Origin of the sequence: Mesorhizobium sp. C264A (genome assembly GCF_040324515.1) — a bacterium.
Classification (GTDB): domain Bacteria; phylum Pseudomonadota; class Alphaproteobacteria; order Rhizobiales; family Rhizobiaceae; genus Mesorhizobium.
In genome coordinates, this window is sequence record NZ_JAMYVY010000001.1 from 1,428,608 (window position 1) to 1,452,305 (window position 23,698).

At 62.8% G+C, this 23,698-nt stretch carries 23 protein-coding genes; 9 read left to right on the plus strand and 14 right to left on the minus strand.

Annotated elements, in window-relative coordinates; translation table 11 throughout:
- Positions 1-118: 118 nt before the first annotated feature.
- The 3 genes from NKL04_RS06940 to NKL04_RS06950 all read right to left on the minus strand — a co-directional run bounded on the left by NKL04_RS06940 (position 119) and on the right by NKL04_RS06950 (position 2,397).
- Positions 119-727 (minus strand): transglutaminase-like cysteine peptidase, encoded by a 609-nt coding sequence (locus tag NKL04_RS06940; RefSeq protein ID WP_023691212.1) that lies wholly within the window; start codon positions 725-727, stop codon positions 119-121.
- 289 nt (positions 728-1,016) lie between these two features.
- Positions 1,017-1,634 (minus strand): PilZ domain-containing protein, encoded by a 618-nt coding sequence (locus tag NKL04_RS06945; protein WP_023667501.1) that lies wholly within the window; start codon positions 1,632-1,634, stop codon positions 1,017-1,019.
- Between the two features lie 124 nt (positions 1,635-1,758).
- Positions 1,759-2,397, minus strand: coding sequence for a PAS domain-containing protein (locus NKL04_RS06950; RefSeq protein ID WP_023702479.1), 639 nt, complete (start codon positions 2,395-2,397; stop codon positions 1,759-1,761).
- Positions 2,398-2,797: 400 nt separating this feature from the next.
- On the opposite strand from NKL04_RS06950, the gene NKL04_RS06955 reads away from it, so the two are divergent.
- The 4 genes from NKL04_RS06955 to NKL04_RS06970 all read left to right on the plus strand — a co-directional run bounded on the left by NKL04_RS06955 (position 2,798) and on the right by NKL04_RS06970 (position 6,330).
- On the plus strand, positions 2,798-3,565 hold the full coding sequence (locus NKL04_RS06955) for a rhomboid family intramembrane serine protease (RefSeq protein ID WP_023702478.1): 768 nt from the start codon (positions 2,798-2,800) through the stop codon (positions 3,563-3,565).
- A 138-nt stretch (positions 3,566-3,703) separates the two neighbouring features.
- Positions 3,704-4,135, plus strand: a complete 432-nt coding sequence (locus NKL04_RS06960; protein ID WP_023667498.1) for a CBS domain-containing protein — start codon at positions 3,704-3,706, stop codon at positions 4,133-4,135.
- 202 nt (positions 4,136-4,337) lie between these two features.
- Entirely contained in the window at positions 4,338-5,837 is a 1,500-nt protein-coding gene (gene gatB, locus NKL04_RS06965) for an Asp-tRNA(Asn)/Glu-tRNA(Gln) amidotransferase subunit GatB (protein WP_023667497.1), read from the plus strand.
- Between the two features lie 4 nt (positions 5,838-5,841).
- A complete protein-coding gene (locus NKL04_RS06970) occupies positions 5,842-6,330 on the plus strand; it encodes a GNAT family N-acetyltransferase (protein ID WP_023702477.1) in 489 nt (162 codons plus the stop codon).
- A gap of 16 nt (positions 6,331-6,346) precedes the next feature.
- On the opposite strand, the gene NKL04_RS06975 is transcribed toward NKL04_RS06970, so the two are convergent.
- The 4 genes from NKL04_RS06975 to panB form a co-directional block, all read right to left on the minus strand.
- Entirely contained in the window at positions 6,347-7,741 is a 1,395-nt protein-coding gene (locus NKL04_RS06975) for an ArnT family glycosyltransferase (protein ID WP_352723462.1), read from the minus strand.
- 182 nt (positions 7,742-7,923) lie between these two features.
- Positions 7,924-9,084: a helix-turn-helix transcriptional regulator gene (locus NKL04_RS06980; protein WP_023667494.1), complete on the minus strand. Its 1,161-nt coding sequence runs from the start codon at positions 9,082-9,084 to the stop codon at positions 7,924-7,926.
- 224 nt (positions 9,085-9,308) lie between these two features.
- Positions 9,309-10,166 (minus strand): pantoate--beta-alanine ligase, encoded by an 858-nt coding sequence (gene panC, locus NKL04_RS06985; RefSeq protein WP_023688379.1) that lies wholly within the window; start codon positions 10,164-10,166, stop codon positions 9,309-9,311.
- A gap of 11 nt (positions 10,167-10,177) precedes the next feature.
- Positions 10,178-11,008 (minus strand): 3-methyl-2-oxobutanoate hydroxymethyltransferase, encoded by an 831-nt coding sequence (gene panB, locus NKL04_RS06990; protein ID WP_023702475.1) that lies wholly within the window; start codon positions 11,006-11,008, stop codon positions 10,178-10,180.
- 325 nt (positions 11,009-11,333) lie between these two features.
- Between panB and NKL04_RS06995 the strand changes: the two genes are divergently transcribed.
- From NKL04_RS06995 to NKL04_RS07005, 3 genes are all read left to right on the plus strand, one after another.
- On the plus strand, positions 11,334-11,732 hold the full coding sequence (locus tag NKL04_RS06995; RefSeq protein ID WP_023667491.1) for an NADH:ubiquinone oxidoreductase subunit NDUFA12: 399 nt from the start codon (positions 11,334-11,336) through the stop codon (positions 11,730-11,732).
- Positions 11,733-11,847: 115 nt separating this feature from the next.
- Positions 11,848-12,399, plus strand: a complete 552-nt coding sequence (locus tag NKL04_RS07000) for a DUF2155 domain-containing protein (RefSeq protein ID WP_023667490.1) — start codon at positions 11,848-11,850, stop codon at positions 12,397-12,399.
- 75 nt (positions 12,400-12,474) lie between these two features.
- The gene (locus NKL04_RS07005; protein ID WP_023702474.1) at positions 12,475-12,858 is read left to right on the plus strand and encodes a hypothetical protein; all 384 of its coding nucleotides are present in this window, start codon (positions 12,475-12,477) and stop codon (positions 12,856-12,858) included.
- Between the two features lie 42 nt (positions 12,859-12,900).
- On the opposite strand, the gene aat is transcribed toward NKL04_RS07005, so the two are convergent.
- From aat to NKL04_RS07035, 6 genes are all read right to left on the minus strand, one after another.
- Complete coding sequence (aat, locus tag NKL04_RS07010) at positions 12,901-13,518, minus strand: leucyl/phenylalanyl-tRNA--protein transferase (protein WP_023681498.1); 618 nt, start codon at positions 13,516-13,518, stop codon at positions 12,901-12,903.
- Between the two features lie 27 nt (positions 13,519-13,545).
- Positions 13,546-14,889, minus strand: a complete 1,344-nt coding sequence (gene accC / locus NKL04_RS07015) for an acetyl-CoA carboxylase biotin carboxylase subunit (protein WP_023681497.1) — start codon at positions 14,887-14,889, stop codon at positions 13,546-13,548.
- A 10-nt stretch (positions 14,890-14,899) separates the two neighbouring features.
- A complete protein-coding gene (accB, locus tag NKL04_RS07020) occupies positions 14,900-15,364 on the minus strand; it encodes an acetyl-CoA carboxylase biotin carboxyl carrier protein (protein WP_023681496.1) in 465 nt (154 codons plus the stop codon).
- A gap of 26 nt (positions 15,365-15,390) precedes the next feature.
- Complete coding sequence (gene aroQ, locus NKL04_RS07025; RefSeq protein ID WP_023667485.1) at positions 15,391-15,825, minus strand: type II 3-dehydroquinate dehydratase; 435 nt, start codon at positions 15,823-15,825, stop codon at positions 15,391-15,393.
- A 150-nt stretch (positions 15,826-15,975) separates the two neighbouring features.
- A complete protein-coding gene (locus NKL04_RS07030) occupies positions 15,976-16,779 on the minus strand; it encodes a DsbA family protein (RefSeq protein WP_023667484.1) in 804 nt (267 codons plus the stop codon).
- Positions 16,780-16,837: 58 nt separating this feature from the next.
- Positions 16,838-18,250, minus strand: a complete 1,413-nt coding sequence (locus NKL04_RS07035; RefSeq protein WP_023702473.1) for a M48 family metalloprotease — start codon at positions 18,248-18,250, stop codon at positions 16,838-16,840.
- 144 nt (positions 18,251-18,394) lie between these two features.
- Between NKL04_RS07035 and NKL04_RS07040 the strand changes: the two genes are divergently transcribed.
- Complete coding sequence (locus NKL04_RS07040; protein WP_352723464.1) at positions 18,395-19,543, plus strand: pyridoxal phosphate-dependent aminotransferase; 1,149 nt, start codon at positions 18,395-18,397, stop codon at positions 19,541-19,543.
- Between the two features lie 11 nt (positions 19,544-19,554).
- Positions 19,555-20,484, plus strand: coding sequence for a glutaminase (locus NKL04_RS07045; protein WP_023702472.1), 930 nt, complete (start codon positions 19,555-19,557; stop codon positions 20,482-20,484).
- Between the two features lie 93 nt (positions 20,485-20,577).
- On the opposite strand, the gene NKL04_RS07050 is transcribed toward NKL04_RS07045, so the two are convergent.
- Positions 20,578-23,496 (minus strand): ribonuclease E/G, encoded by a 2,919-nt coding sequence (locus NKL04_RS07050; protein ID WP_023702471.1) that lies wholly within the window; start codon positions 23,494-23,496, stop codon positions 20,578-20,580.
- Positions 23,497-23,698: the final 202 nt, after the last annotated feature.

Below are 23,698 nucleotides of genomic sequence, written 5' to 3' on the forward strand. Positions count from 1 at the left end.
GGGACGGGGCCGGCTCCTTAAAACCCGGTCGTTGGGGACGGGGAGGGTGGGGACTCGACCGGGCTTTCTCGTTAGGCACGTCGCATTATTCGATGTGCTTGACCTCTGTGATGGCGTCCTAGCGGACGCTGGCAACCGCGTCGGCGCGACCGTCATTGATCGTCACCCACACGCCGGAATTCTGGTCGGACTGGCGCTTCAGGTATGTATAGTCGGTGTCGGTCCAGGACAGCACCTTGGACTCCAGATTGTCGAGGATGAACTCGCCGAGGCTGGTGCGCACGGTCAGCACCGCGTGGCCGTCGCCATTTTGTTGGCGCGCCACGGTCATCAAGAGATTGCCGGCGGGAACGCCGATCGCCATCAATTCGCGGCGCTTCTCCAGCGCATAGTCCTCGCAGTCGCCGAAGCCGCTGTCGGGATAGGACCAGACCTCTTCCTTACCCCACATTTCCATGTCGGTGCGCGGCACGATCCGGGTGTTGACCGAATTGTTGACGTCGACGATCGCCGCCCACAGCTTGCGGGTCAGTTCGACCGGTGCCTGCTTCGGCGTGCGCTGAGCGCACTCCTGCGGCAGCTTCTGGCAGAATTCGTAGTGACCGACCGGCTGTGTCGTGCGGCCGCCAGTGTGCATGTAGGCCGGTCCTGCTGCTTGCGCCGTTCCCCAAGCGGAAAGCTGCATCGCCATTGCCAAGAGCAACAGCTTGCCCCACGTCTTTGCCATTCGTCAGTCTCCCCGTTTGAGGAGACAATGACAGCGTTGGATTTATTTGACGCAAAAACCCGAAGTAGACATTGAGTAAAACCTCAATAGAATACGCGTAAAATTTGATCTATTTGAGTATAAAATCGTTCAGGGTCTCGGCGTAAAACCGCGGTGTCGGGGCGCGGATTTCCGGGTGGAGCCGTGGATTTGCTGCGTGCCGCTACAAGCTGCAGAGGCAGGCGGAACGCCGGCAACAAAAAACCGGCCGCGCAGGGCCGGTTCGTTTTTGCTGCCTGTTGCCGATCGTTCAGGCGCGCGGGGCGTTGAACTCGGAATCGAGCGTTTCCGGGCGCTGGATGACGGCGAATTCGATGGCGACGCCATCCTCGAAATGACGCACCACCTGGCCACGCATGGTGCCTAGCATCACCTGGATGCCGAGCGCCGGCTTGACGTCGATCTCGACCGCCGCGCCCGATAGCGACAGGTCGATGATGCGGCACTGATACTGGCGCCCATCGGTGAGCTGCAGGACGCTTGTCGGGTTGCGCGGCGCCACGCGTTCGTGGCGGCGGTCTTCCGGCAGGTCGAGTTCATGCTTGTTGGCGAGCCAGGTCAACTGCGCGGCCAGCTTGTCCTTCTTGCGATCCGAGGCAATGACGGTCATGGCAAAGCCGTCCTGCGAAGTGCGCGTCACCACGCCCTCGATGCGGCCGATATGATCGATATAGGCAATGATTTTTTCGCCCGGCATGCCGACGCGCTCGGTGCGCAACGCGACATTGCCCGGTGACATATCGACGACCTGGCAAGGGTGTTCGGTGCGGTCCTCCAGCATGAAGCGCCCGTAGATCTTGACCCGGACGCGCTGAAAGTTACGCCTTTCGGCGCGGGACGGTGCGTATTCGACCGCCGCTGACCTCATGACTGCCTACACCCCGTTGGCATTCCCGCGTCGTGCGTGGAATCTCGGCCAAAACTACAGCCAAGCAGGTTAACAAAGGAGAAAAGTGGGTCGCCGATAGTTAAGATTAGCGCCGGCTTGGAGACTATTGCTCGCGCCCGCCGTCGAACACGACGAGGTGGCGGATACGGCGCGACCGACCGAGCGCCGAGATGGTCTCCGCCGCTTCGAGTTCGGTGGGAGCCAACGACGGAACGGATATTTCCGGCCGGTTTTTCAGGAACATCGGGTCCTTGTCGGGATCGATGACGCGGATGGCATCGATCAGCGCATCGGTGATCGGGTCGGCGCCCAGCCAGAACGGCTTTTCCACGGCGCTGATGACGCCGAGGCAGCGCGTGTTCTCGACGCCGCCGTCGAGCGGCAGCGCAAGCAACTCGAAGTGGTTGGACCGGCCGCTGCGGCTGAACCCCTCATAAGTGATCAGCACCACGGATTTCTGCTCGAAAACGCCGTGAATGAGGCGCGACACCAGCCGCTGGTCCTTCTCGCGCCATAGCGAGGGGAACGAAAAACCCTTGAGCTCGCGGCCGTAGCCGGCGCAAAGCCTGGTGCCGGCAAGCCGGAACACCGCTTCGCCGCGCGTATCCCTTTCCAGGATGAAGGTGTCGGCCAAAAGCGCCTTGATATCGGCCGGTTCGACTTCCGAACGCTTTGGGGCAGGACGTCCATGACGCAGGCGATTCCAATAATGGAACAGCGCGATTGATCCGTTCTGGTTCATGCTATGAAACTCCGCGCATTCTGCCGTCTGATGGTCCCATCGGTGAACAGAAAGGGCGCCCTCCGATGACCTACATGCGTTCCGGAGCAGGATGCGTGCCAGCGTCGTTAAGACTTGTTCACGGGTCGGGGACGTTAAGGTTAACAAACGGTTTACGTTGCGCGCACAGGCTCGCCATGGCACACCAAAACCACTCCAGAAGCGGTCGTTTCGCGACGACCAACAGCACTTCGGTCAATAGTTTTAGGGGAGCAGGGGGCTCGACCAGCCGTTCAAGGGAAACCTTGGACGGCTTCTTTTTGATTCGCGGTTTGTGATTCGCGCTTTGTGATTCGTAGTTTGTGATTTGTCCGGGCATGGCCTAGATGCTCGCGACACGCAAATCCCTGGATCAGAGCATATGAGCGAACCGACCGGCCCCCTGGAGACCGAACAGACCGCGGAGGCGCCGCCGCCGCGCCGCGAGCCGGTGTTCAACCTGCCACCGGTGGTGCTGGCGGTGATCGGCATCTGCGTCGCCGTCTTCCTGCTGCAGCAATATGTGCTGACCGAAGAGCAGCAGATAACATTGCTCACCGATGGCGCCTTCATTCCGGTCCTCTACACCGGCCAATACGGTTTCGACTGGTTCCTCTTCACCCGTCCTTTCACCTATGCCTTCATGCATGGCGGCGTTGCTCACATTGCCATCAACATGGTTGCGCTGGCCGCCTTCGGGTCGCCGCTGGCCAACCGTCTCGGCTGGTTCTGGTTCGCCTTGTTTTTCGCCGCCACCGGGCTGGCCGCGGTGGTGCTGTTCTGGGCGGTCCATCCATATGGCGAAGCACCGCTGGTCGGCGCTTCCGGGGCGATATCGGGCATGATGGGTGCGGCGGCTCGCTTCGGGTTCCGTACCGACCGCTCCTCCGGCAGGGCGGCCTTTGCCGGTCCCGTGCTGCCGATCGCAATGGTTTTGCGCATGCGCGGCGTCGTCAATTTTCTCGGCGCCTGGATGGTCATCAACCTCGCCACCGGCCTTTACGGTCTCGGGCTCGGAGAACCCGGCCAGATCGCCTGGGAAGCGCATATTGGCGGCCTCGTCGCAGGCTTCTTCGGGTTGCGCTGGTTCGACCGGCGCTGGCGGGCGCCTGAATGGGAGATCCCCGACGACCAGCGCACCCCCGACTAGCGCACTCTATTGGCGCAGCCCACTGGCACACCCCACTGGCACACTTGAAAAGCAACCGATCACGGCGCACGATGTTCACTCTTATGTGAAGCCGGTCAGGGCGGGAGCTGGCTAGCCAAGCAGGAGGAGGAGGACGCCATGACGGTTAAGGCAATTCTCGAGAGAAAAGGCCATGACGTGTTCACGCTCGGGCCGAATGTAAAGCTCAGCGAAGCCATTCGAATCCTGGCCGACCACAAGATCGGTGCACTGGTCATCACCAATGGCGATCGCAAGATCGTCGGCATCCTTTCCGAGCGTGACATCGTGCGGGTCGTTGCCAGGGAAGGCGCTGCCGCACTTGATATAACGGTACGCTCGGCGATGACGCCGAAAGTGAAGATCTGCAACGAGAACCACACGGTCAACGAGGTGATGGAGATCATGACCAAAGGCCGTTTCCGCCATCTGCCGGTGGAAAAGGATGGGCTGCTCGACGGCATCGTGTCGATCGGCGACGTGGTCAAGCGCCGCATCGAGGATGTCGAGCGCGAGGCCGACGAAATCAGGGCCTATATCGCAACGGCCTGACCTGACGAAGAAACCGCCGACCGAATACCGGCCGGCGGCGTTCATTCTATCGGTTGCCGAGCGGCCGAAAGGGGCTGAAAAGGCCAGCCCGCTGGTCTGCGCTGCTTTGGGCGCTTGTCTCGCGAAGCGGTTTGCACTAGCGAAGACCGATTACCCAAATCACGAAAATCGCAGTTTTCGCGAGCCAAAAGCGCAGGCCACCATGACCCTTATCGATACCCGCACGCCCGATGCCAAACGTTTTATTGCCGGCGCTACCGGCGATTGGGAGATCATCATCGGCCTCGAGGTCCATGCGCAGGTGACCTCGGAAGCAAAGCTGTTTTCCGGGGCGTCGACGACTTTCGGCGCGGCGCCCAACGCCAATGTCAGCCTCGTCGACGCGGCCATGCCCGGCATGCTGCCGGTCATCAATGAGGAATGCGTCAAGCAGGCGATCCGCACCGGCCTCGGATTGAAGGCGCAGATCAACCACAAGTCGGTGTTCGACCGGAAAAACTATTTCTATCCCGACCTGCCGCAGGGTTACCAGATATCGCAGTTCAAGCAGCCGATCGTCGGCGAAGGCACGATCGTCATTTCGGTCGGTCCCGACCGGCAGGGCGAGTTCGAGGACATCGAGATCGGCATCGAGCGCCTGCACCTGGAGCAGGACGCCGGCAAGTCGATGCACGATCAGCATCCCACCATGTCCTATGTCGATCTCAACCGCTCCGGCGTGGCGCTGATGGAGATTGTCTCCAAGCCCGACATGCGCTCCGCCGACGAGGCCAAGGCGTATGTCACCAAGCTGCGCACCATCGTGCGCTATCTCGGCACTTGCGACGGCAACATGGACGAAGGTTCGATGCGCGCCGACGTCAACGTCTCCGTTCGCAGGCCCGGCGGCGAATTCGGTACGCGCTGTGAGATCAAGAACGTCAACTCGATCCGCTTCATCGGCCAGGCCATCGAGTTCGAGGCGCGCCGCCAGATCGCCATCCTCGAGGATGGCGGCAAGATCGATCAGGAAACCAGGCTGTTCGACGCCGTCAAAGGCGAGACGCGCTCGATGCGCAGCAAGGAAGAGGCGCATGACTACCGCTACTTCCCCGATCCCGACCTTTTGCCGCTGGAATTCGATCAGGCCTATGTCGACGCGCTGGCCAAGGAGTTGCCGGAACTGCCCGACGACAAGAAGGCGCGCCTGATCTCTTCACTTGGCCTGTCGACATACGACGCCTCGATCCTGGTGTCGGAAAAGCCGATCGCCGACTATTTCGAGCAGGTGGCCTCGGGCCGCGACGGCAAGCTTGCCGCCAACTGGGTCATCAATGACCTGCTCGGCCAGCTTAACAAGGCCGGCAAGGACCTTGAAAATGCTCCTGTAACACCGGAGCAGCTCGGTGCCGTGATCGACCTGATCAAGGAAGGCACCATCTCCGGCAAGATCGCCAAGGATCTGTTCGAGATCGTCTGGAACGAGGGCGGCGATCCGCGCCAGCTGGTCGAAAGCCGCGGCATGAAGCAGGTCACCGACACCGGCGCCATCGAGAAGGCGGTCGACGAAGTCATCGCCGCCAACCCCGACAAGGTCGAGCAGGCTCGCGCCAAGCCGACCATGGCCGGCTGGTTCGTCGGCCAGGTGATGAAGGCCACCGGCGGCAAGGCCAACCCGCAAGCAGTTAACGATCTGGTCAAGGCCAAGCTCGGTATCGAATAGAACAATGTTCGTCCGCACCGCCAGCGAACGTGACCTTGCTGCCGTCCGCGCGCTGCTGGTCGAAACCTGGCACGCAACGTACGACACGATCTATGGCGCCGAGCGGGTGACCGAAATTACCGACGACTGGCATTCGATCGCCTCGCTCAAGGCGCGGCTGACAAGGCCGAACTCGGAATTCCTGGTCGCCGATGACGGCAAGCGTATCGGCGGCATGGCTTTTGCCGCCGCAACGACGGATACGAAGATCGTGCTGCTGAACCAGCTCTATGTACTGCCGGCCTGCCAGCGGCAAGGCATCGGCCAGGCCTTGCTGGACGAGGTCGAAGCCAGCTTTCCCGAGGCGAACAGGTTGCGCGTCGAGGTGGAAGAGGCCAACGTGCCGGCCATCGCCTTCTACCGTTCGAAGGGATTTTTGCCGGTCGGCAGCACCGCCGATTGCGGCGGCGGTTCGGGGTTGCCGGCGCTGATCTTCGAGAAGCCGCTGGGATAGGCGTCCGACGAAACGTTCAGTGCTGTCCCTTCAGGACGACCAGATAGCCGCGTTCCACCGGCTGCCGGAAGGCGATCTGTTCGGATGTGCCCGGATCTTTCGATTGCTTTTCGATGACGTAGCCGCCGGGATGAGACTTGAGCCATTCCTCAGGCTTGTCGGCGTTCTCGAATGGCTTCTCTATTCGCCCAAGGAAACCGACCTCGCCCTGATAGTCGTAAGCGACGGCCCAGTCCGCGTCCTTTCGTTCGTCGATGAAGCTCGCCAGCGGCGTGAGATCGTAGCGTTTGAACACGGTTGCCGAGGCGGCGGCGTGGCCGATGGCGAAAAGGGCAAGCATGACAAAGGCCGTAGCCCTCAGCCTGGCGACTGAAATCTCGGCCATGAAGTAGCCCAGCAGAATGGTCGCGAATGGTAGTGCCGGCACGACATAGTGCGGCTGCTTGCCGGATATGGCGCTGAAGACCAGCAGCACCGCAATGAACGAGAACGACAGCAGGCGCAGGGCACGCAGATCCGGGGATTTCGTGCCGATCAGGCTGCGTATCCGGGCAGCCGGCTTCAGCCGCCACACCGGGGGGATAAAGGCCCAGGGCACGAACATGAGCGGCAACAGCATCAGGTAAAAGTAAAACGGCCGGCCATGCGAATTGTGCAGGCTTCCGGTAACCCGACCTGCCGACTGGTTCCACACGAGATCGTAGACGAAACTGCCCTTGGTCAGGATGGTCGCGGGCGCCAGCCATATGGCGACCGGGACAAGGGCGGCGAGAATTGCCAGGCCGGCTCCGGCAAAGAACTGCAAAGGGGCAAGGCCGGCTCGCCGGTCACGCCAGAGAGGATAGAGCAGGACGGGCGCGCCGATGTGAATGAGCACGACCGGGCCTTTGGCCAGCACGCCGAGCCCGATGAACAGACCCGCCAGCACCGCCTGCCACCGGTTGCCGGCGAAGGCCAGCAACGACAGCAGTGCGGCGACCACACAAGCCGTCAAAAGCATGTCGAACAGGATCAGGGTCGAATAGATGACAAAGACGGTGCTGCCGGCCACCAGCCAGGGGATGCGACTGGCGATGTCCGGGCGCTCGGGAAACAGGGTTTTGGCCAGAAGTGTCGTCAGCCAGATGACCAGCGACGAGGCGGCGAAGATGACGAGCATCGCCGCCGCGCGGCTCACACCGAAGATGTTCCAGACGAGATCGATGAGCCAGAACAACAGCGGCGGCTTCTGCAGATAGGGCGCAAAGTTCATCGTCGGTACGAAGACATGTCCACCGAGATACATCTCCCAGGCGACGCTGAGATAACGCGTCTCATCGACCGGCAATAGCGGACGAAAAGCGAGCGCGATGCAAAGCAGGGCCAGCAGGAAGAGGTAAGGCAGCAGCCGTTCAATTCGTGTCGGTATCAAGTTCGGGGACCGCCCAGGAAATGGTTTCCACGTCCGGTCGTGCACGATGCACCGTCTCCGGACCGGAGCAGAACCGCACCATGATTTTGGCCGAATTGCAACGATGCCGGCTTGGTATTGTGGATTACGCCTGCGTACCGGCAAATAGTTGAAAAATCTGACGATTGGCTCCGAGTATGGCTTCAGGCCGAGCGCAGCGGCGGCGTCAATTCGCGCATCAGGAGTTCCAGCTCTCGCTGGTCGCCAGTGGCGGTCTTGTCGAAGATCGTCGCCAGCTGTGATTTGACGGTGCCGTCCGAGACGCCGCTGGCAGCCGCGATTTCACGCCGTGTCAGCCCGGCGGCGACATGGCCGGCGACACGCTTTTCCGCTGCTGTCAGTCCGAACAGTGCAGCGATCGCTTCCAGCGCCGGCACTGATGTGGCGCCGGCGGCGGCAATGAAGATGGCCGCGGCGGCGCGCGGCGATATGCGGGCCGAAATGTCGCGTCGCGCCAGAGGCATGACATGCGCCACCGCCGGAGACATGGCCTTCACCAGCGGAATGTTGATGCCGGACGGTCCGAGCGCGAATTCGTCGCGCGTGCCGAGCTGGACGGCGCGGCCGATGGCGGTGTTGGCGTTGGCATAAGCGAAGGACAGCTGGCCGCGCACCGAGGACACTGAGGCGGTTTCGGTGAGCAGGGCTTCGGCTGCCCGATTGGCGAAAATGATCTGCATATCGTCGGCGACGATCAGCACCGGATGGTCGAGGCTCTCGAGGATCGAGCGAAAGACGTCGGCCTTGCGCCGCTCGGCCTCGAACAGGTCGCCGATGGTCACCGCACGCCGGACATGGGGGGCGAGCGTGGACATCAGGTCGATATCCCTGGCTGAAATCTGGGGCCTGTCCTTGTCGGTAACCACCATCAGCGTGCCGGCGCGCGCCGGCTGCTTCATCAGCGCCACCCAGAAGAAATCGTCGAGACGGTTGGGTTCCACCCACTCGCGCACGATGCGGCTTTCGAGCCAGTTCTGGCGGGCGTCAGGGCCTTGCAGGGCGTAGACGCTATCGACGGTGAACGGCATGTCGATTTCCATCTTCGGCACCGCCTTGAAGAAGGGCACCTCGCAGGCGTAGTCGCGCTGCAGCGGCTCAAGCAGGACCGGATCGCCGCAGGAAGTCGAAAACCGGGCCGAGTTTCTCGCCGTATCGACGACCGCCAGCATGGCAAGCCGGCCGAGCGCCAATTTGCAGATTGATTCAAGCGTCGATGGCCAACGGCCGACATCGGCAATCGAATCGTAAATCGCTTCGACGATCTGCGGCAGGGCGCGACCGAATATGTTGGCCTGGACAGACACGTAGAGCCTCGTAAGGATTGCAGCGTAGTGGCAGGTCACACACTGTCTCCGCCTGAGGTCGCACACAACATAGCCGGCTTGGTTACGTCTGTGAAACGTCTCACAGCGGCGTTCGGTGTATTGTGAGCGCTTACGGGCTGGCCAGAACGTGCCTGATGAGCCGTTGTCTAAGAGCACTCGGGCCGCTCTGCGATACAAATCAAAGTGAACGGAATTGCAATTTTTCAGGGAATAAATGAGGAAACTTCCACATTGTCGATCAACCTGGTTCTGCCAAGCCACGCCGCGGCAAGCAGGCGGCCATCGCCGTCACGCCGCCACGAGGTGAGCGTCAGGCTCTTGCGCGCGGCGACGTAGTCGACGCTGTCGAAGCCTGCCTCGAGAAGCGCGGCAGTGGCTTTGCCGGTCACGCCGTTTTCATCGGCGCCGGCCGCGAGCGCTGCCGCCGTCTGGCGCAAGATGACATTGAGCTGTCGCGCGACGTCGAGTTCGGCGGCGTCGAGATAGGCGTTGCGCGACGACATTGCCAGGCCATGCGCATCGCGCACGGTTGGCGCGCCGACGATTTCCACCGGAAGGTCAAGATCGCGGCAGAGCTTTCGGACGACGCAAAGCTGCTGGTAGTCTTTTTCGCCGAAGATGGCGTAGTCGGGCAGGGCTTGCAGAAAGAGCTTGGCCACGACCGTGGCGACGCCCTCGAAGAAGGTCGGCCTGAAATCCGATTCCAGGCCAGAAGACGGGCCGCCGACCGAAATCTTCGTCGCAAAGCCTGCCGGATACATCTCGGAAACCGTAGGCGTGAAGGCAAGCTGTGCGCCGGCCTCGGTCAGCCGGTCGAGATCGCGGGCCAGCTGACGCGGATACTTGTCGAGATCTTCAGTGGGGGCGAACTGGGCCGGGTTGACGAAGATCGAGACGACGCAGCGATCGGCCGTTGCGAGCGCGGCCCCGACCAGCGAGATATGGCCGTCATGCAAAGCGCCCATGGTCGGCACCATGGCGACGCTCAGGCCTTCGCGCCGCCATTCGCGGATCTGCGCGCGAAGGCCGGGCACGGTGTCGACGACGAGCGGCTGGCTGATGGGGGGCCGGTTCATGCCTTGTCCTTGTCGCTCGCGGCTGAAAAGACGTGGCCCGGCCCGGGGAAGGTGCGGCTGCGCACCTCCGCTGCGTAGCGCGCCGCGGCATCGGCGACCGCGCTGCGCAAATCGGCGTATTCCTTGACGAATTTCGGCACCCGGTCGACCGTCAGGCCGACCATGTCGTCGATGACCAGGATCTGGCCGTCGCAATCGCGGCTGGCGCCGATGCCGATGGTGGGAATGGCAATGCGCCGGGTGAGGTCGGCGGCAACGGTCTCGACCGTGCCTTCGATGACCAGCGAAAACGCGCCGGCCTTTGCGACCGCGTCGGCGTCGCGCATGAGCGCGGCCACATTCTCCGGCGTGCGGCCCTTGATCTTGTAGCCACCGTCCTTTTCCACCGATTGCGGCTGCAAGCCGATATGGCCCATCACTGGAATGCCGGCCGCGACGATTGCGGCGATCTGGAGGGCGACGTCGACGCCGCCTTCCAGCTTCACCGCCTGGCAGCCGGTTTCCTCAGAGATGCGGCGCGCCGAGGCAAGGGCTTGCGCGGCCGAAGTCTCGTAGCTGCCGGCCGGCATGTCGACCACCACGCAGGCCTTTGCCGAGCCGCGCATCACGGCCTGGCCATGGACGATCATCATTTCCAGCGACGCGCCAAGCGTGGTCTTGTGGCCATGCAGCACCATGGCAACGCTGTCGCCGACCAGGAGAAGGTCGACATGATCGTCGAGCAGGCGGGCGACGGGATAGGTGTAAGCGGTAAGGCATACGACCGGCACGCCGCCCTTGCGGGCGCGTATTGTCTCCGCACTGATCCTGGCGACAGCTGGGGCCATTCCTCACCTCCCGCAGCCGGCGTTGACTACAGCGCCGCGCGTCCCGTGGACGCGCAAAGGACGCTGTAGCACTTTGGTTTGCGCATGATCCTTTCCGAAAATCGATTTCGATTTTCGGGGTCATGCGGCAGCGCCGACGATGAGAGCTTTAGGAACACACAGCCGGCTTGGCAAGCGTCGGTTCGCAGGTGCGAAATGGATCGGCCAATCACTGAGCGTTTCGGCATGCCGTCAGTGCCGCAGGCACCGCAAAACCCTTGCCTTCGCGGAGTCCTGACGCCATAAGCAGGAAGCTGGCACCGCCGTGCGCCCCGCGAGGATCTGAATGAAAACTTTCCTTCTGCAGTTTTTCACCTGGTGGAACCGCCAGACGCTGGGAACCCGTTTTCACACCTGGCGCCACGGCAACAAGGTCGGCCAGGATGGGGCCGGCAACGTCTACTACGAAGGCGGCGTCGATTCGGAAGGCCGCACCCGCCGCTGGGTCATCTACGCCAATTATTCGGAGGCGTCGGCGATCCCTCCGGGCTGGCACGGCTGGATGCATCACCGCGTCGATGTGGCGCCGCCAAGCGATGACTATCGGCCGCGCGAATGGGAAAAGGCGCATGAGCCGAACCTCACGGGAACACCGGCGGCTTATCGCCCGAAGGGTTCCGTGCTCACCAATCAGCACCGTCCGCAGGTGACGGGCGACTACGATGCGTGGACGCCTGGTTCTTGACCGCCGGCCGGTCCTTTGTCGCCACAATTGGCGTTTAGCTGCTTGCTGATATGACAACGGCGAATAGCCTTGGGCGTGACAGAATCACCCGGGCCCAAACCACCGGTATCTCCGCATGAACATTTTCAGCCTGACATCGATGGCCGGACTGGCGGCAATTGGCGCTATCGCCATGTTCCCGACAGCGTTTGCCGCGGCGCAGGCGCCTGCGGCAGCACCCGCAATCTCCGATCGCATCACCAATCCGGTCGCCGAATTTGCCGGCATCGACAAGATCACCGGCCGTATCATCACCTTCGATGTCTACATCGACGAAACCGTGCAGTTCGGCGCTTTGCAGGTGACGCCGCGCATCTGCTATTCGCGGCCGGAGAATGAAGAGCCGAAGACCGATTCCTTCGTCGAAGTCGACGAAATCACGCTCGACCGCAAGATCCGCCGCATCTTCACCGGCTGGATGTTCGCCGAGAGCCCCGGCCTAAACGCCGTCGAGCACGCCGTCTATGACGTCTGGCTAAAGGGCTGCAAGCAGAAGTCGGATGTGCCGCCGCCCGACGCGGCCAATGCCGAGACGCCCAAGGTCGACACGTCCAAGCCAAAGCCCGCCGCTGCTCCGGCCGCCGAACAGCCAGACCCCACGGAACCTGACGCGACCAACACCAACTGATCCTCCGGAACCGTGGTGGCAACTATGCGTTGGGCCATGGACGATGACGCATTTATGCGCTTGGAGGATATTCTGATGTCGGACAGCAAACGGATAACGGCCAGCAAAGACGACCTGCTCGAACTCGAAAAGGGGTTCTGGACGGGCGACGAAGCTTACTACGCCGCCAATGTCGACACAGAATGCCTGGTGGCATTTCCTGAGATGGCACAGGCAATGGACAATGCCGATCTGGCCAAGACCGCGACCAAGCCCAACCGCTGGCGCGACCTTCAGATCGACCTCAAGGGTATCATCGAGCCCGGCAGCGACATTATCATGCTGACCTATGAGGCTCATGCGACACGGGAAAACGGCGAGCCCTACGCGGCGCTGGTCAGCACTGGCTATGTCCACCGTGTCAACGGCTGGAAGATGATGTTCCATTCGCAGACGCCGATGGAAGCCGCGAAGGGCTGACCCCTTTCACCGGTCGAGCCGGCTCGGCCGCTCGGTCTCCGATCAGGGATAAAAAACGGCTTCGCCCTTCAGCGCGTCGGCCAACATCTTCTCGTATTTGACGCGCGGCACGTCGACCGCGCCGAAGCGTTTGAGATGCTCAGTGGTGAATTGCGTGTCGAGCAGGGCAAAGCCGCGCGCCTTCAGCCGCTCGACCAGATGATACAGGCAGGTCTTGGACGCGTCGGTTTCCCGGGCGAACATGCTTTCGCCGAAGAACACGCGACCGAGCGAGACGCCATAGAGGCCGCCGACCAGCCGTTCCTCGCGCCATGCCTCGACCGAATGGCAGTGCCCCAGACGGTGCAGTTCGATATAGGCTTCGCGGATCGGCGCGTTGATCCAGGTCGAGCGGCGCTCCTCGCGTTTTTCGGCGCAGCCGTCGATCGTCGCCTCGAAATCGAAATCGAAGCGGATGTCGAACGGGTGCTTGCGGATCGTCTTCCGCAGGCTCTTCGGCGTGTGGAAGCCGTCGAGCGGGATGATGCCGCGCGTCTCCGGCCGCACCCAGAACACTTCCGGGTCGGAAGCGCTCTCCGCCATCGGGAAGACGCCCGAGGCATAGGCCTTGAGCAAGAGGTCGGTCGGAATGCGATAGCCGGGTGCGTAAGGGCGGGTCATCGCGGCATCATAGCGGCAATTCGGGCGCTATTCCTCTTTGGCCAGATACTTTTCCAGCCAGTGGATGTCGTAGTCGCCATTGGCGATATCGGCATTGCCGACCAGGTCGCGAAACAGCGGCAGCGTCGTTTTGATGCCGTCAACGACGAATTCGTCGAGCGCCCGGCGCAGCCGCATCATGCATTCGACGCGGTTGCGGCCGTGCACGATCAGCTTGCCGATCAGGCTGTCATAATAGGGCGGGATCTTGTAGCCGGAATAGACACCGGAATCGACGCGAATGCCGAGACCGCCAGGCGTGTGGAAATGCGTGATCGTGCCGGGCGAAGGCGTGAAGGTACGCGGATCCTCGGCATTGATGCGGCATTCGATGGCGTGGCCGTTGAACTTTATGTCCTCCTGGCGCACTGAAAGCCCGCCGCCGGAGGCGACGCGGATCTGTTCGTGCACGAGATCGATGCCGGTGATCGCCTCCGTCACCGGATGCTCGACCTGCAGCCGCGTGTTCATCTCGATGAAGTAGAACTCGCCATTCTCGTACAGGAATTCGATGGTGCCTGCGCCGGAGTAGCCGAGGTCGGCGATGGCCTTGGCACAGATATTGCCGATGCGGGCGCGCTCCTCGGCGTTAAGGGCCGGCGAGGGCGCCTCTTCCCAGACTTTCTGGTGGCGGCGTTGCAGCGAACAGTCGCGCTCGCCGAAATGCACGCCGCGGCCGGCGCCGTCGCCGAATACCTGCACCTCGATGTGGCGCGGCTTTTCCAAGTATTTCTCGATGTAGACGGCATCGTCGCCGAAGGCGGCTCCCGCTTCCGTGCTCGCTGTCTGCAAGGCGATCTCAAGGTCAGCCTCGGTAAGGGCGACCTTCATACCGCGCCCGCCACCGCCTGCCGATGCCTTGATGATCACGGGATAGCCGATCTCGGCGGCAATGCGCCTGGCTTCCTTCTGGTCGGTGACGGCGCCGTCGGAGCCCGGCACAACCGGAATGCCGAGCCGCTTTGCGGTGCGCTTGGCCTCGATCTTGTCGCCCATGATGCGGATGTGGTCGCCCGACGGGCCGATGAAGGTGATGTTGTGGGCGGCGAGAATGTCGGCGAACTTGGCGTTTTCCGACAGGAAGCCATAGCCCGGATGCACGGCATCGGCGCCGGTGATCTCGCAGGCTGCGACGATCTGGTGGATGTTGAGATAGCTGTCGCGCGACGGCGGCGGACCGATGCACACGCTTTCGTCGGCGAGCCTGACATGCATGGCGTCAGCGTCGGCGGTCGAATGCACGACCACGGTCTGGATGCCGAGTTCCTTGCAGGCGCGCAGCACCCGAAGCGCGATTTCGCCGCGGTTGGCGATGAGGATCTTCTGGAACATCCGGCCCGCTCTACTCGATCACGACGAGCGGCATGCCGTACTCGACCGGCTGGCCGTCCTCGAACAGGATCGCCGTCACCGTGCCGGCGCGCGGCGAAGGGATCTGGTTCATCGTCTTCATCGCTTCGATGATCAGCAGCGTCTGGCCTTCCTTGACCTTCTGGCCGACTTCGATGAAGGCCTTGGCGTCGGGCGAGGGCGCGAGATAGGCGGTGCCGACCATCGGCGAGGGGACCGCGTTCTTGGACGGGTCGGCCACTGCTGGTGCGGCAGCCGCGCCCGCCGCGGGCTGCTGCGCTGCCGGAGCATAACCGGCCTGCGGTGCGGCGATGGCGTGGACGGCCGGCGCCTGGCGCGATACGCGCACCTTCAGGTCGCCGAGCTCGACTTCGATCTCGGTGAGATTGGTGTCGTTCAGTATGCCCGCCAGATCGCGGATCAGTTGCTGGTCAACACCGGTCTTCTTTATCGACATTTTCGAGCCTTCTGTTTGTGGGCCGGTCATAGGCGTGCCGCCAGCGCCTGCAGCGCCAGCGAGTAGCCAAGCGGCCCGAACCCGCAGATCATGCCGACAGCGACCGGCGCGACCATGGAGACGTGGCGGAATGGTTCCCGCGCGTGGATGTTGGAGAGGTGAACTTCGGCGACGGGCAGCGGCGCGACAGCGCGGATGGCGTCGTGAATGGCAATCGAGGTGTGGCTGTAGGCACCCGGATTGATGACGATGCCGGCTGCCTTGTCGCCGGCTTCCTGGATCCAGTCGACGAGGTCGCCCTCATGGTTCGACTGGCGAAAATCAATCTCGAGGCCAAGCGCGGCGCCCGCCTGCTTGCAGTCGTCGGCGATCGCGGCAAGCGTCTTGCCGCCATAGATGCCCGGCTCGCGCTTGCCGAGCGCGTTCAGGTTGGGGCCGTTCAGGACGAAAATCGTTTTCAAAAATGCCGACCTTTTCCGACGCCGGCCTCAAGCCGGCGCGCAGGGCCTTCTATAATGGGCATAGCCGCCCGCGGAAAGAGCACAAGTGCGATCTTTCACTGTCCACAACAGGCGGAAATGTGCCCGTGAGAAATAGGCTCGCGTGCAAGATCAGAGCGCGGCTTTCGCCGCCTCGATCTTTTCAGCCAGCACTTCCTGGCCGAGCGCCCCGAACACCACCTCATTGCCGACCACGTAGGAAGGCGTTCCGGTGATGGCCAGCTTGTTGGCGAGGTCGAAGGTCTTGGAGAAAGCCTCGGTGATGGTCGGATCCTTCATCTTCTCGCGCAATTTCGCCTCATCGGCGCCTAGCGACAGCGCAACCTTGATGGCCGCCGCCTCGGTGGCGCGGCCCTGGCCGCCGAGCAGGGCGTTGTGGAACTCGCCGTATTTCTCCGGATGCATCAGGTGGAAAGCCATCGAGACGACGCTGGCCTTTTGCGAATCCGGCCCGAGGATCGGGAATTCCTTGAGCACGAAGCGCAGCTCCGGATCGGCCTTTGTCAGAGCCTGCATGTCGTCGATGGCGCGTTTGCAGAAGCCGCAATTGTAGTCGTAGAATTCGACGATGGTGACCTTGCCCTTCGGATTGCCGACGACGCCGTCGAAGGTCGAGTTGAAAATCTCGGACTTGGCCTTCTCGATGACGCCGAGGCTGGCTATGCGCTGCTCTTCCTTCTGCTTGGCCTCGAGCGCCTCCTGCACTTCAAGCAGCACTTCGGGGTTCTTCAGGAGATAGTCGCGGATAATGCCCTCGACCTCGGTGCGATCGATCTTGGTGTCGGCAGAGGCGGTCTGCACGGTCTGCGCCGTGCCGGCCTTGGCCACCTGCGGACTGCCGGCGACGAACCCGAAAGCGAGCATGGCAAGAGCAGCCGCCACTCCCGTCGTGCCGAGCAATATTGCCTTGTTCATCGTCTCATCCTCTTTACCGGTTCCGGTCTATCCTAGTCGCCGCGGGCGACCGGAAGGTTCATTTCTTGAGTTTGCCTGAAGGGTTGTAGTTTATGATGTCCTGCGCCCGAATCCAGCCGGGCTCGCCGCGCTTCAAGTCTTTTTGCGCGCGCATGGCGAAAATTTTCGCATTCGTGTAATCGCCGGAATAAAAGTGGCCCTCGGCGGTGGCGAGTTCCGCCGCCGGAATGTTGCCAAGCTCGCCATAGGCCTGGGCGAGATAGCGGTATCCGACCGTGTTTTCCTTGTCGCGCCCGAGACCGTTGTTGATCTGCACCACCGCCTTCTTCAGCGAGTCGGGCGTGCCGATGGCCATCAGCGCCTGGCCGAGGGAAACGGGCAACAGGCCCGACCTCACCGGATCGAGGCTGACCGCCTTGGCATAGGCGTCCGCGGCGTCCTTGGGCTTGTTGGCCTTCATCAGTATGTCGCCGCGCATTTCCTGGAAGTAGGGGTTCTTCGGCTGTTCCTTGATCAATCCATTGGCCTTGGTCAGTGCTGCACCCAGATTGCCGTAGAGATAGGCCATCTGCGCTTCGCCATAGCGCGAGGCGAGGCTGCCCGGGGCCTTGCGGATCAGCCGCGTGGCGGCGGCCTGGCCGCCCATATAGGCGGCGATCTTGATGCGCATCATGTCGTGCCGCTGCTGCAGTGCCGGCGGATCGACCTTGTCGACGTTAGGGCTCTGCTTGACCAGCACTTCGAGATTGGCGATGCGCTCCTGCGGCATCGGGTGGCTGATGCGGTAGGGATCGACCTGCGTGCCGGAAAGCGACAGCGCGCTCTGGAAGCGGGCGAAGGTCTTCAGCATGCCCATGCCGGACTGGCCGGTGGCATTGAGATAGGTGATGGCAGAGCGGTCGGCGGTCGACTCTTCGGTGCGCTGGTAGGCAAGAATGCTGCGCTGCGCCATCTCGCCGCCGCCCGCAGCCACGCCCATGCCGGCGCCGGCAAGGCCGCGGCTGTTGGTGGTGGCGCCGGCAACGATGGCGCCGGCGCCAAGCAGCGTGGCGATGATGGCCATGGTCTTGGCGCGCTCGAGCTGGTCGCGCAATTTCTGCTGATGGCCGCCTGCGATGTGGCCGGCCTCATGGGCGATGACGCCGATGATCTCGTTGGGCGTTTCTGCCTGCATCAGCGCGCCGGTGTTGATGAACAGCCGGCGCCCGGTGACGAAGGCGTTGAAGCTCTGATCGTTGACCAGAACGATATCGACACCGTCATTGGCAAGACCGGCCGCCTTGAAGATCGGCCGCGCATAGTCGCGCACCAGCGCCTCGATCTCGGCATCGCGCACGACCGGCACCGCCTGCGCGAAGGCCGTCACCGAGCCGGTGACAGCGACGGCGGCGGCAAGCAAAAGCGTCGCGAAGCCGCGCGCTGTCTTCCCGATGGAAGATTTGGACATCGTCGATTTGGGTCGGCTCAGCATGAGGTCCACTGGTAAACGAGCGGGCGAACGATGAAAAGTCACGGCACCGAAACTAGGCGAACTTGTGATCCTCACATCAATCGGGCATTTGTGCGGCGCTGCCGCCGGTTCATGGCTTCGAGCGGCGGGCCGGACGGAGGTCAAATGGTAGTTTCGCTGTCGCGCCGCGGTGAAGTCGAGCCGTTTCACGCCATGGACATTCTGGCCGAAGCCAACCGGCTGAAGGCGACGGGCGTGCCTGTCGTCTCCATGGCCGTCGGCCAGCCATCCGATCCGGCGCCCGTGGGCGCGAGGGAAGCAGCCGCAAATGCGCTGAGGATCGGACGCATCGGCTATACCGACACGCTCGGTCTGGCGGATCTGCGCAAGGCGATCGCCGCGCATTATGGCGACCATTACGGGATCGATGTCTCGCCGAACCGGATCGCCGTGACCACGGGATCGTCGGCCGCCTTCAATCTGGCCTTCCTGGCGATGTTCGATCCCGGCGACCGCGTCGCCATCGCATCACCCGGCTATCCGGCCTACCGCAACATCATGGCCGCGCTCGGCATCGAGATCGTCGAGATCGAGCTCGGCACGGACGCCTACCTGCACGCCGAGCATTTGAAATCGGCGCACCAGGAAAAACCGCTGAAGGGCGTGTTGTTCGCCAGCCCGGCCAATCCGACAGGTGCGGTCATTCCCGTCGACGAGTTGTCCGCACTGGTGAGGACAGCCGAAGAACTCGGCATCGCGGTGATATCGGACGAAATCTATCATCGGCTGGCCTATGCCGCGCCCGACACCACTGCGCTGGCCCATGGCTCAGGCGTGACGGTGATCAATTCCTTCTCGAAATATTATTGCATGACCGGCTGGCGCATTGGCTGGATGGTGCTGCCGGAAGCTCTGGTGAGGCCGATCGAGCGCATCGCCCAGAGCCTCTACATCTCGCCGCCGGAACTGTCGCAGATCGCGGCGATCGAAGCCTTCAAGGCGACGCAAGAGCTGGAAGCGGTAAAGGCGCGCTACGCCTGGAACCGCGAGCTGTTGATGCGGCGCCTGCCGGAACTCGGATTTCCCTTGGCGGCGCCGATGGACGGCGCCTTCTACGCTTTCTGCGATGTTACCCGGCATACCAATGACAGCATGGCCTTTGCGCGCAAGATGCTAGCCGAGGCGCATGTGGCGGCTACGCCCGGCCGCGATTTCGATCCACTTCAGGGCCACCGCACGATGCGCTTTTCCTATGCCGGCAGCCATGACGACATGGTCGAGGCGATGGTGCGCATCGAGCGCTGGCTGAAATAGCGGGGACGAGCATGCCGGATCTTGAACAAGCGCTGGCCGATGTCGCCGCCGAGATGGCCGAGCGCACCGATCGCGGTGACGTCGCCACCTACATTCCGCAGCTCGGCAAGGTCGATCCGAAGAAATTCGGCATTGCCGCCGTGACCAATGACGGCCGCGTGCTGGTCGCCGGCGACGCCGACCAGGCGTTTTCGATCCAGTCCATCTCCAAGGTGTTTACGCTTACGTTGGCGCTCGGCAATGTCGGCGACGCGCTGTGGCAGCGTGTCGGACGCGAGCCGTCGGGCAATCCGTTCAACTCGATCGTGCAACTCGAGCATGAGAACGGCATTCCGCGCAATCCGTTCATCAATGCCGGCGCCATCGTCGTGTCCGACATACTGCTTGCCGGCCACCAGCCGCGCGAGGCGATCGGCGAAATCCTGCGCTTCATCCAGTTCCTTGCCGATGACGAAACCATCATCATCGACCGCGAGGTCGCGGCTTCCGAACGCGCCACCGGCTATCGCAACTTCGCGCTTGCCAACTACATGAAATCCTTCGGCAATCTCAACCATGCACCGGAGCTGGCGCTGGGCGTGTACTTCCACCATTGCGCCATCGCCATGAACTGCCGGCAATTGGCGCTGGCCGGCCGCTTCCTCGCCAATGGCGGCAGAAACCCGGCAACCGGGCACTCCGTGGTGTCTGCCGAGCGGGCGCGGCGCATCGGCGCCATGATGCTGACCTGCGGCCACTATGACGGTTCCGGCGATTTCGCCTTCCGTGTCGGCATTCCCGGCAAAAGCGGCGTCGGCGGTGGCATATTGGGGATCGTGCCGGGTGTTGCTTCGCTCGCCGTATGGTCGCCGGGCTTGAACGCCAACGGCAATTCCAAGCTGGGGTCGATCGCCTTGGAAAAACTGGCCAGGATGATGAACTGGTCGATTTTCGCCCCCTGACGCCTTCCGTCATTCGCGCATGCAAAAATCCCGCGCCGTGGTTTGAACGGCGCGGGATTTTTGTCAGGAACCTATCTTAATCGGCTGAATAGCTTAGAAAAAGCCCTTCCGCTGCCACCAGCCGGCGCGCTTCGGCTTTTCCTCGGCCTTTGCCTCGTCGGCAACGCTGGAGGAAACCACCGGCACCGCGGAGGTATCCGCGGCCACGGCTTTGCGCCGTGACGGGCGAGCCTTGGCGGGCTCGTCGTCGACGGTCGTTTCCGTGGCGGCATCGGCCGCAGCGGGGGCGGCTGCTTCGACGGCAGCTTCCGGTGCAGCCTCGGCCGCCGTCTCATCGGCGACTTCCACCACAGCCTTCTTTGCCCTTGAAGCGCGCTTCTTCTTCGGCTTTTCGGCTGGAGCGTCGTCGTTCGCCGCGGCGGGAGCCGCTGCTTCTTCAACCGCTACGGCTGCTACGGGCTCGCTTGCGGCCGTTCCGACTTCAGCGGCCTCGGCCACCGAGGCGGTTTCGCCGGCTTCGGTCTCCGTGCCGTCTTCGCGACGATTGCGCTTGCCGCCGCGCTTGCCGCGACGGCGCTTCTTGCCCTGGGCGTCATCTGATGCTTCCACCGTTTCGACGGCGCCAACCTGGGCTTCGTCTTGCTGTGTTGCATCGTCATCGCCTGGTTCAGCGGCAAAGTCGTCGCTTGCCGCCGAAACCGAAGCACCTTCGGCGCCATGCTCGCGATCGCCATGTTCGCGTTCGCGATCCTTGCCGCCGCGCCGCCTGCGGCGCTTGCGACGCTTGCGGTCGCGGCCTTCGCCGTCCTCAGCCGATCTCGGCTGCTGCTGCTGCGATTGCGGCTGCGCCTGGCGCGGCTGCTCGGCCTGTACCACAACCTCGTCGTCTTCCTCCTCGATGACGATCTCGTCCTCGGGCTCTTCCGGCTCGACATAGGCCGGGAAGGTTCGCGCTTCGACAAAGCCTTCCGGCTTTTCGGCAATGGCGCCGCGGAAGATCGCGTAGTGCTGCACACCGACCGTATCATCGGCCTCGACGGTGATGGTCAGGCCAAAGCGGCTTTCGAGTTCCACCAGCGTGCCGCGCTTGTGGTTGAGCACATAGAGAGCGGTCGCCGCCGGGGTTCGCACCGTGATGTGGCTGCGCGAATCCTTGAGCAGGAATTCCTCGATCGCCCGCACCACCATCAGCGCCACCGACGAATCGGAGCGCACATGGCCGGTGCCGCCGCAATGCGGGCAGGGCTTCATGGTCGATTCCAGCACGCTGGCGCGGATGCGCTGGCGCGACATCTCCATCAGACCGAAATGTGAGATGCGGCCGACCTGGATGCGGGCTCGGTCGTTCTTGAGGTGATCCTTCAGCCGCTTCTCGACGGAGCGGTTGTTGCGGTTCTCCTCCATGTCGATGAAGTCGATGACGATCAGGCCGGCGAGATCGCGCAGCCTCAATTGCCTGGCGACCTCTTCCGCCGCTTCAAGGTTGGTGTGGAGAGCGGTGTCCTCGATCGAGTGCTCCTTGGTGGAGCGGCCCGAATTGACGTCGATGGCGACCAGGGCCTCGGTCTGGTTGATGATGATGTAGCCGCCGCTCTTCAGCGTCACCTGCGGCTGCAGCATGCGGTCGAGCTGCGCCTCGATGCCGTTGCGCACGAAGATCGGCGTCGTGTCGCGGAACGGCTGAACCACCTTGGCGTGGCTCGGCATCAGCATGCGCATGAAATCCTTGGCCTCGCGATAGCCTTCCTCGCCGGAGACAAGAATCTCGTCGATATCCTTGTTGTAGAGGTCGCGCACCGAGCGCTTGATCAGGCTGCCTTCCTCATAGACGAGGGCAGGGGCGGTGGATTGCAGCGTCAGGTTGCGGACGTTTTCCCAAAGCCGCATCAGATATTCGTAGTCGCGCTTGATTTCCGCCTTGGTGCGGCTTTCGCCGGCGGTGCGCAGGATGACGCCCATGCCCTGCGGCACTTCGAGATCGGCAACGACCTCCTTGAGGCGCTTGCGGTCGACCGCACTGGTGATCTTGCGCGAAATGCCGCCGCCGCGTGCGGTGTTGGGCATCAGCACGGAATAGCGGCCGGCAAGCGACAGATAGGTGGTGAGTGCAGCGCCCTTGTTGCCGCGCTCTTCCTTGACCACCTGCACCAGCAGAATCTGCCGGCGCTTGATGACTTCCTGAATCTTGTACTGGCGGCGCACCGGCTTGCGGCGGCTGCGCACCTCTTCCAGCGCATCCTCGGCGCCTACGGATTCGATCTCGTGGTCGTCCGGATGCGAGGACTGCACCTCTTCCAGCATGCCGCGATCATTGTCCTCGGAGGTGGCTTCGCCACTTGCCTCGCTGGACGACCTTTCGTCACCCGGCTCCGCCGCAGGGACAGCTTCGGAGATCACATCCGCTTCGACGCTTGCCGCGATCGATGTCGGGCCGTCTTCCGACGGTTCGGTCCCGGATGTCTCGGCGTCGGAGGCTTCGCTGTCGCCATGCCCGGCATGATCGTCATGCCCGGCGGTATTGGCCGCGGCATGCTCGGAAGCAGGCGCTTCGGAGACGGCATCGCTGCCGGCATCGCCATGTTCGCCGTTCTCATCATCGGCGCCGGCGTCGCGCTTGTGTTCGCCGCGCTCACGACCCTTGCCGCCGCGCCGGCGGCCGCGCCGGCCGCGATCGCGGCTCTGGCGGTCGTCGCCGTCATTGTCCTCGTTCTCCTCGTCCTCGGCTTCCTGCGCTTCAGCGCGCAGCAAAGCCTGACGATCGGCGACCGGGATCTGGTAATAGTCGGGGTGAATTTCACTGAAGGCGAGGAAACCGTGCCGGTTGCCGCCATATTCGACAAAGGCTGCCTGAAGGGAAGGTTCGACGCGCGTTACGCGGGCGAGATAGATGTTTCCTTTGAGCTGCTTCTTGTCCTGAGATTCAAAGTCGAATTCTTCAATACGGTTACCGCGGATAACGACAACGCGTGTTTCCTCCGGGTGGGAGGCGTCTATCAGCATTTTGTTGGGCATTATTTCGTTTCCTCCCGGCAGCCGTCAGCCGCAGCTTGCGAGGCAAAGCCCGCTGCTGCGTGTCTGGGATGTGGGTGCCGGATGTCTGAATGTCCGCCGGACGCCGCTTGAGCGCCATGGCGGTGCCGCCCGCAGCCACAATGGCGCGGTTTGATGCGGACCTTTCCATGATTGCGCTTGAAGCCATCGTCACCAGCAGAAC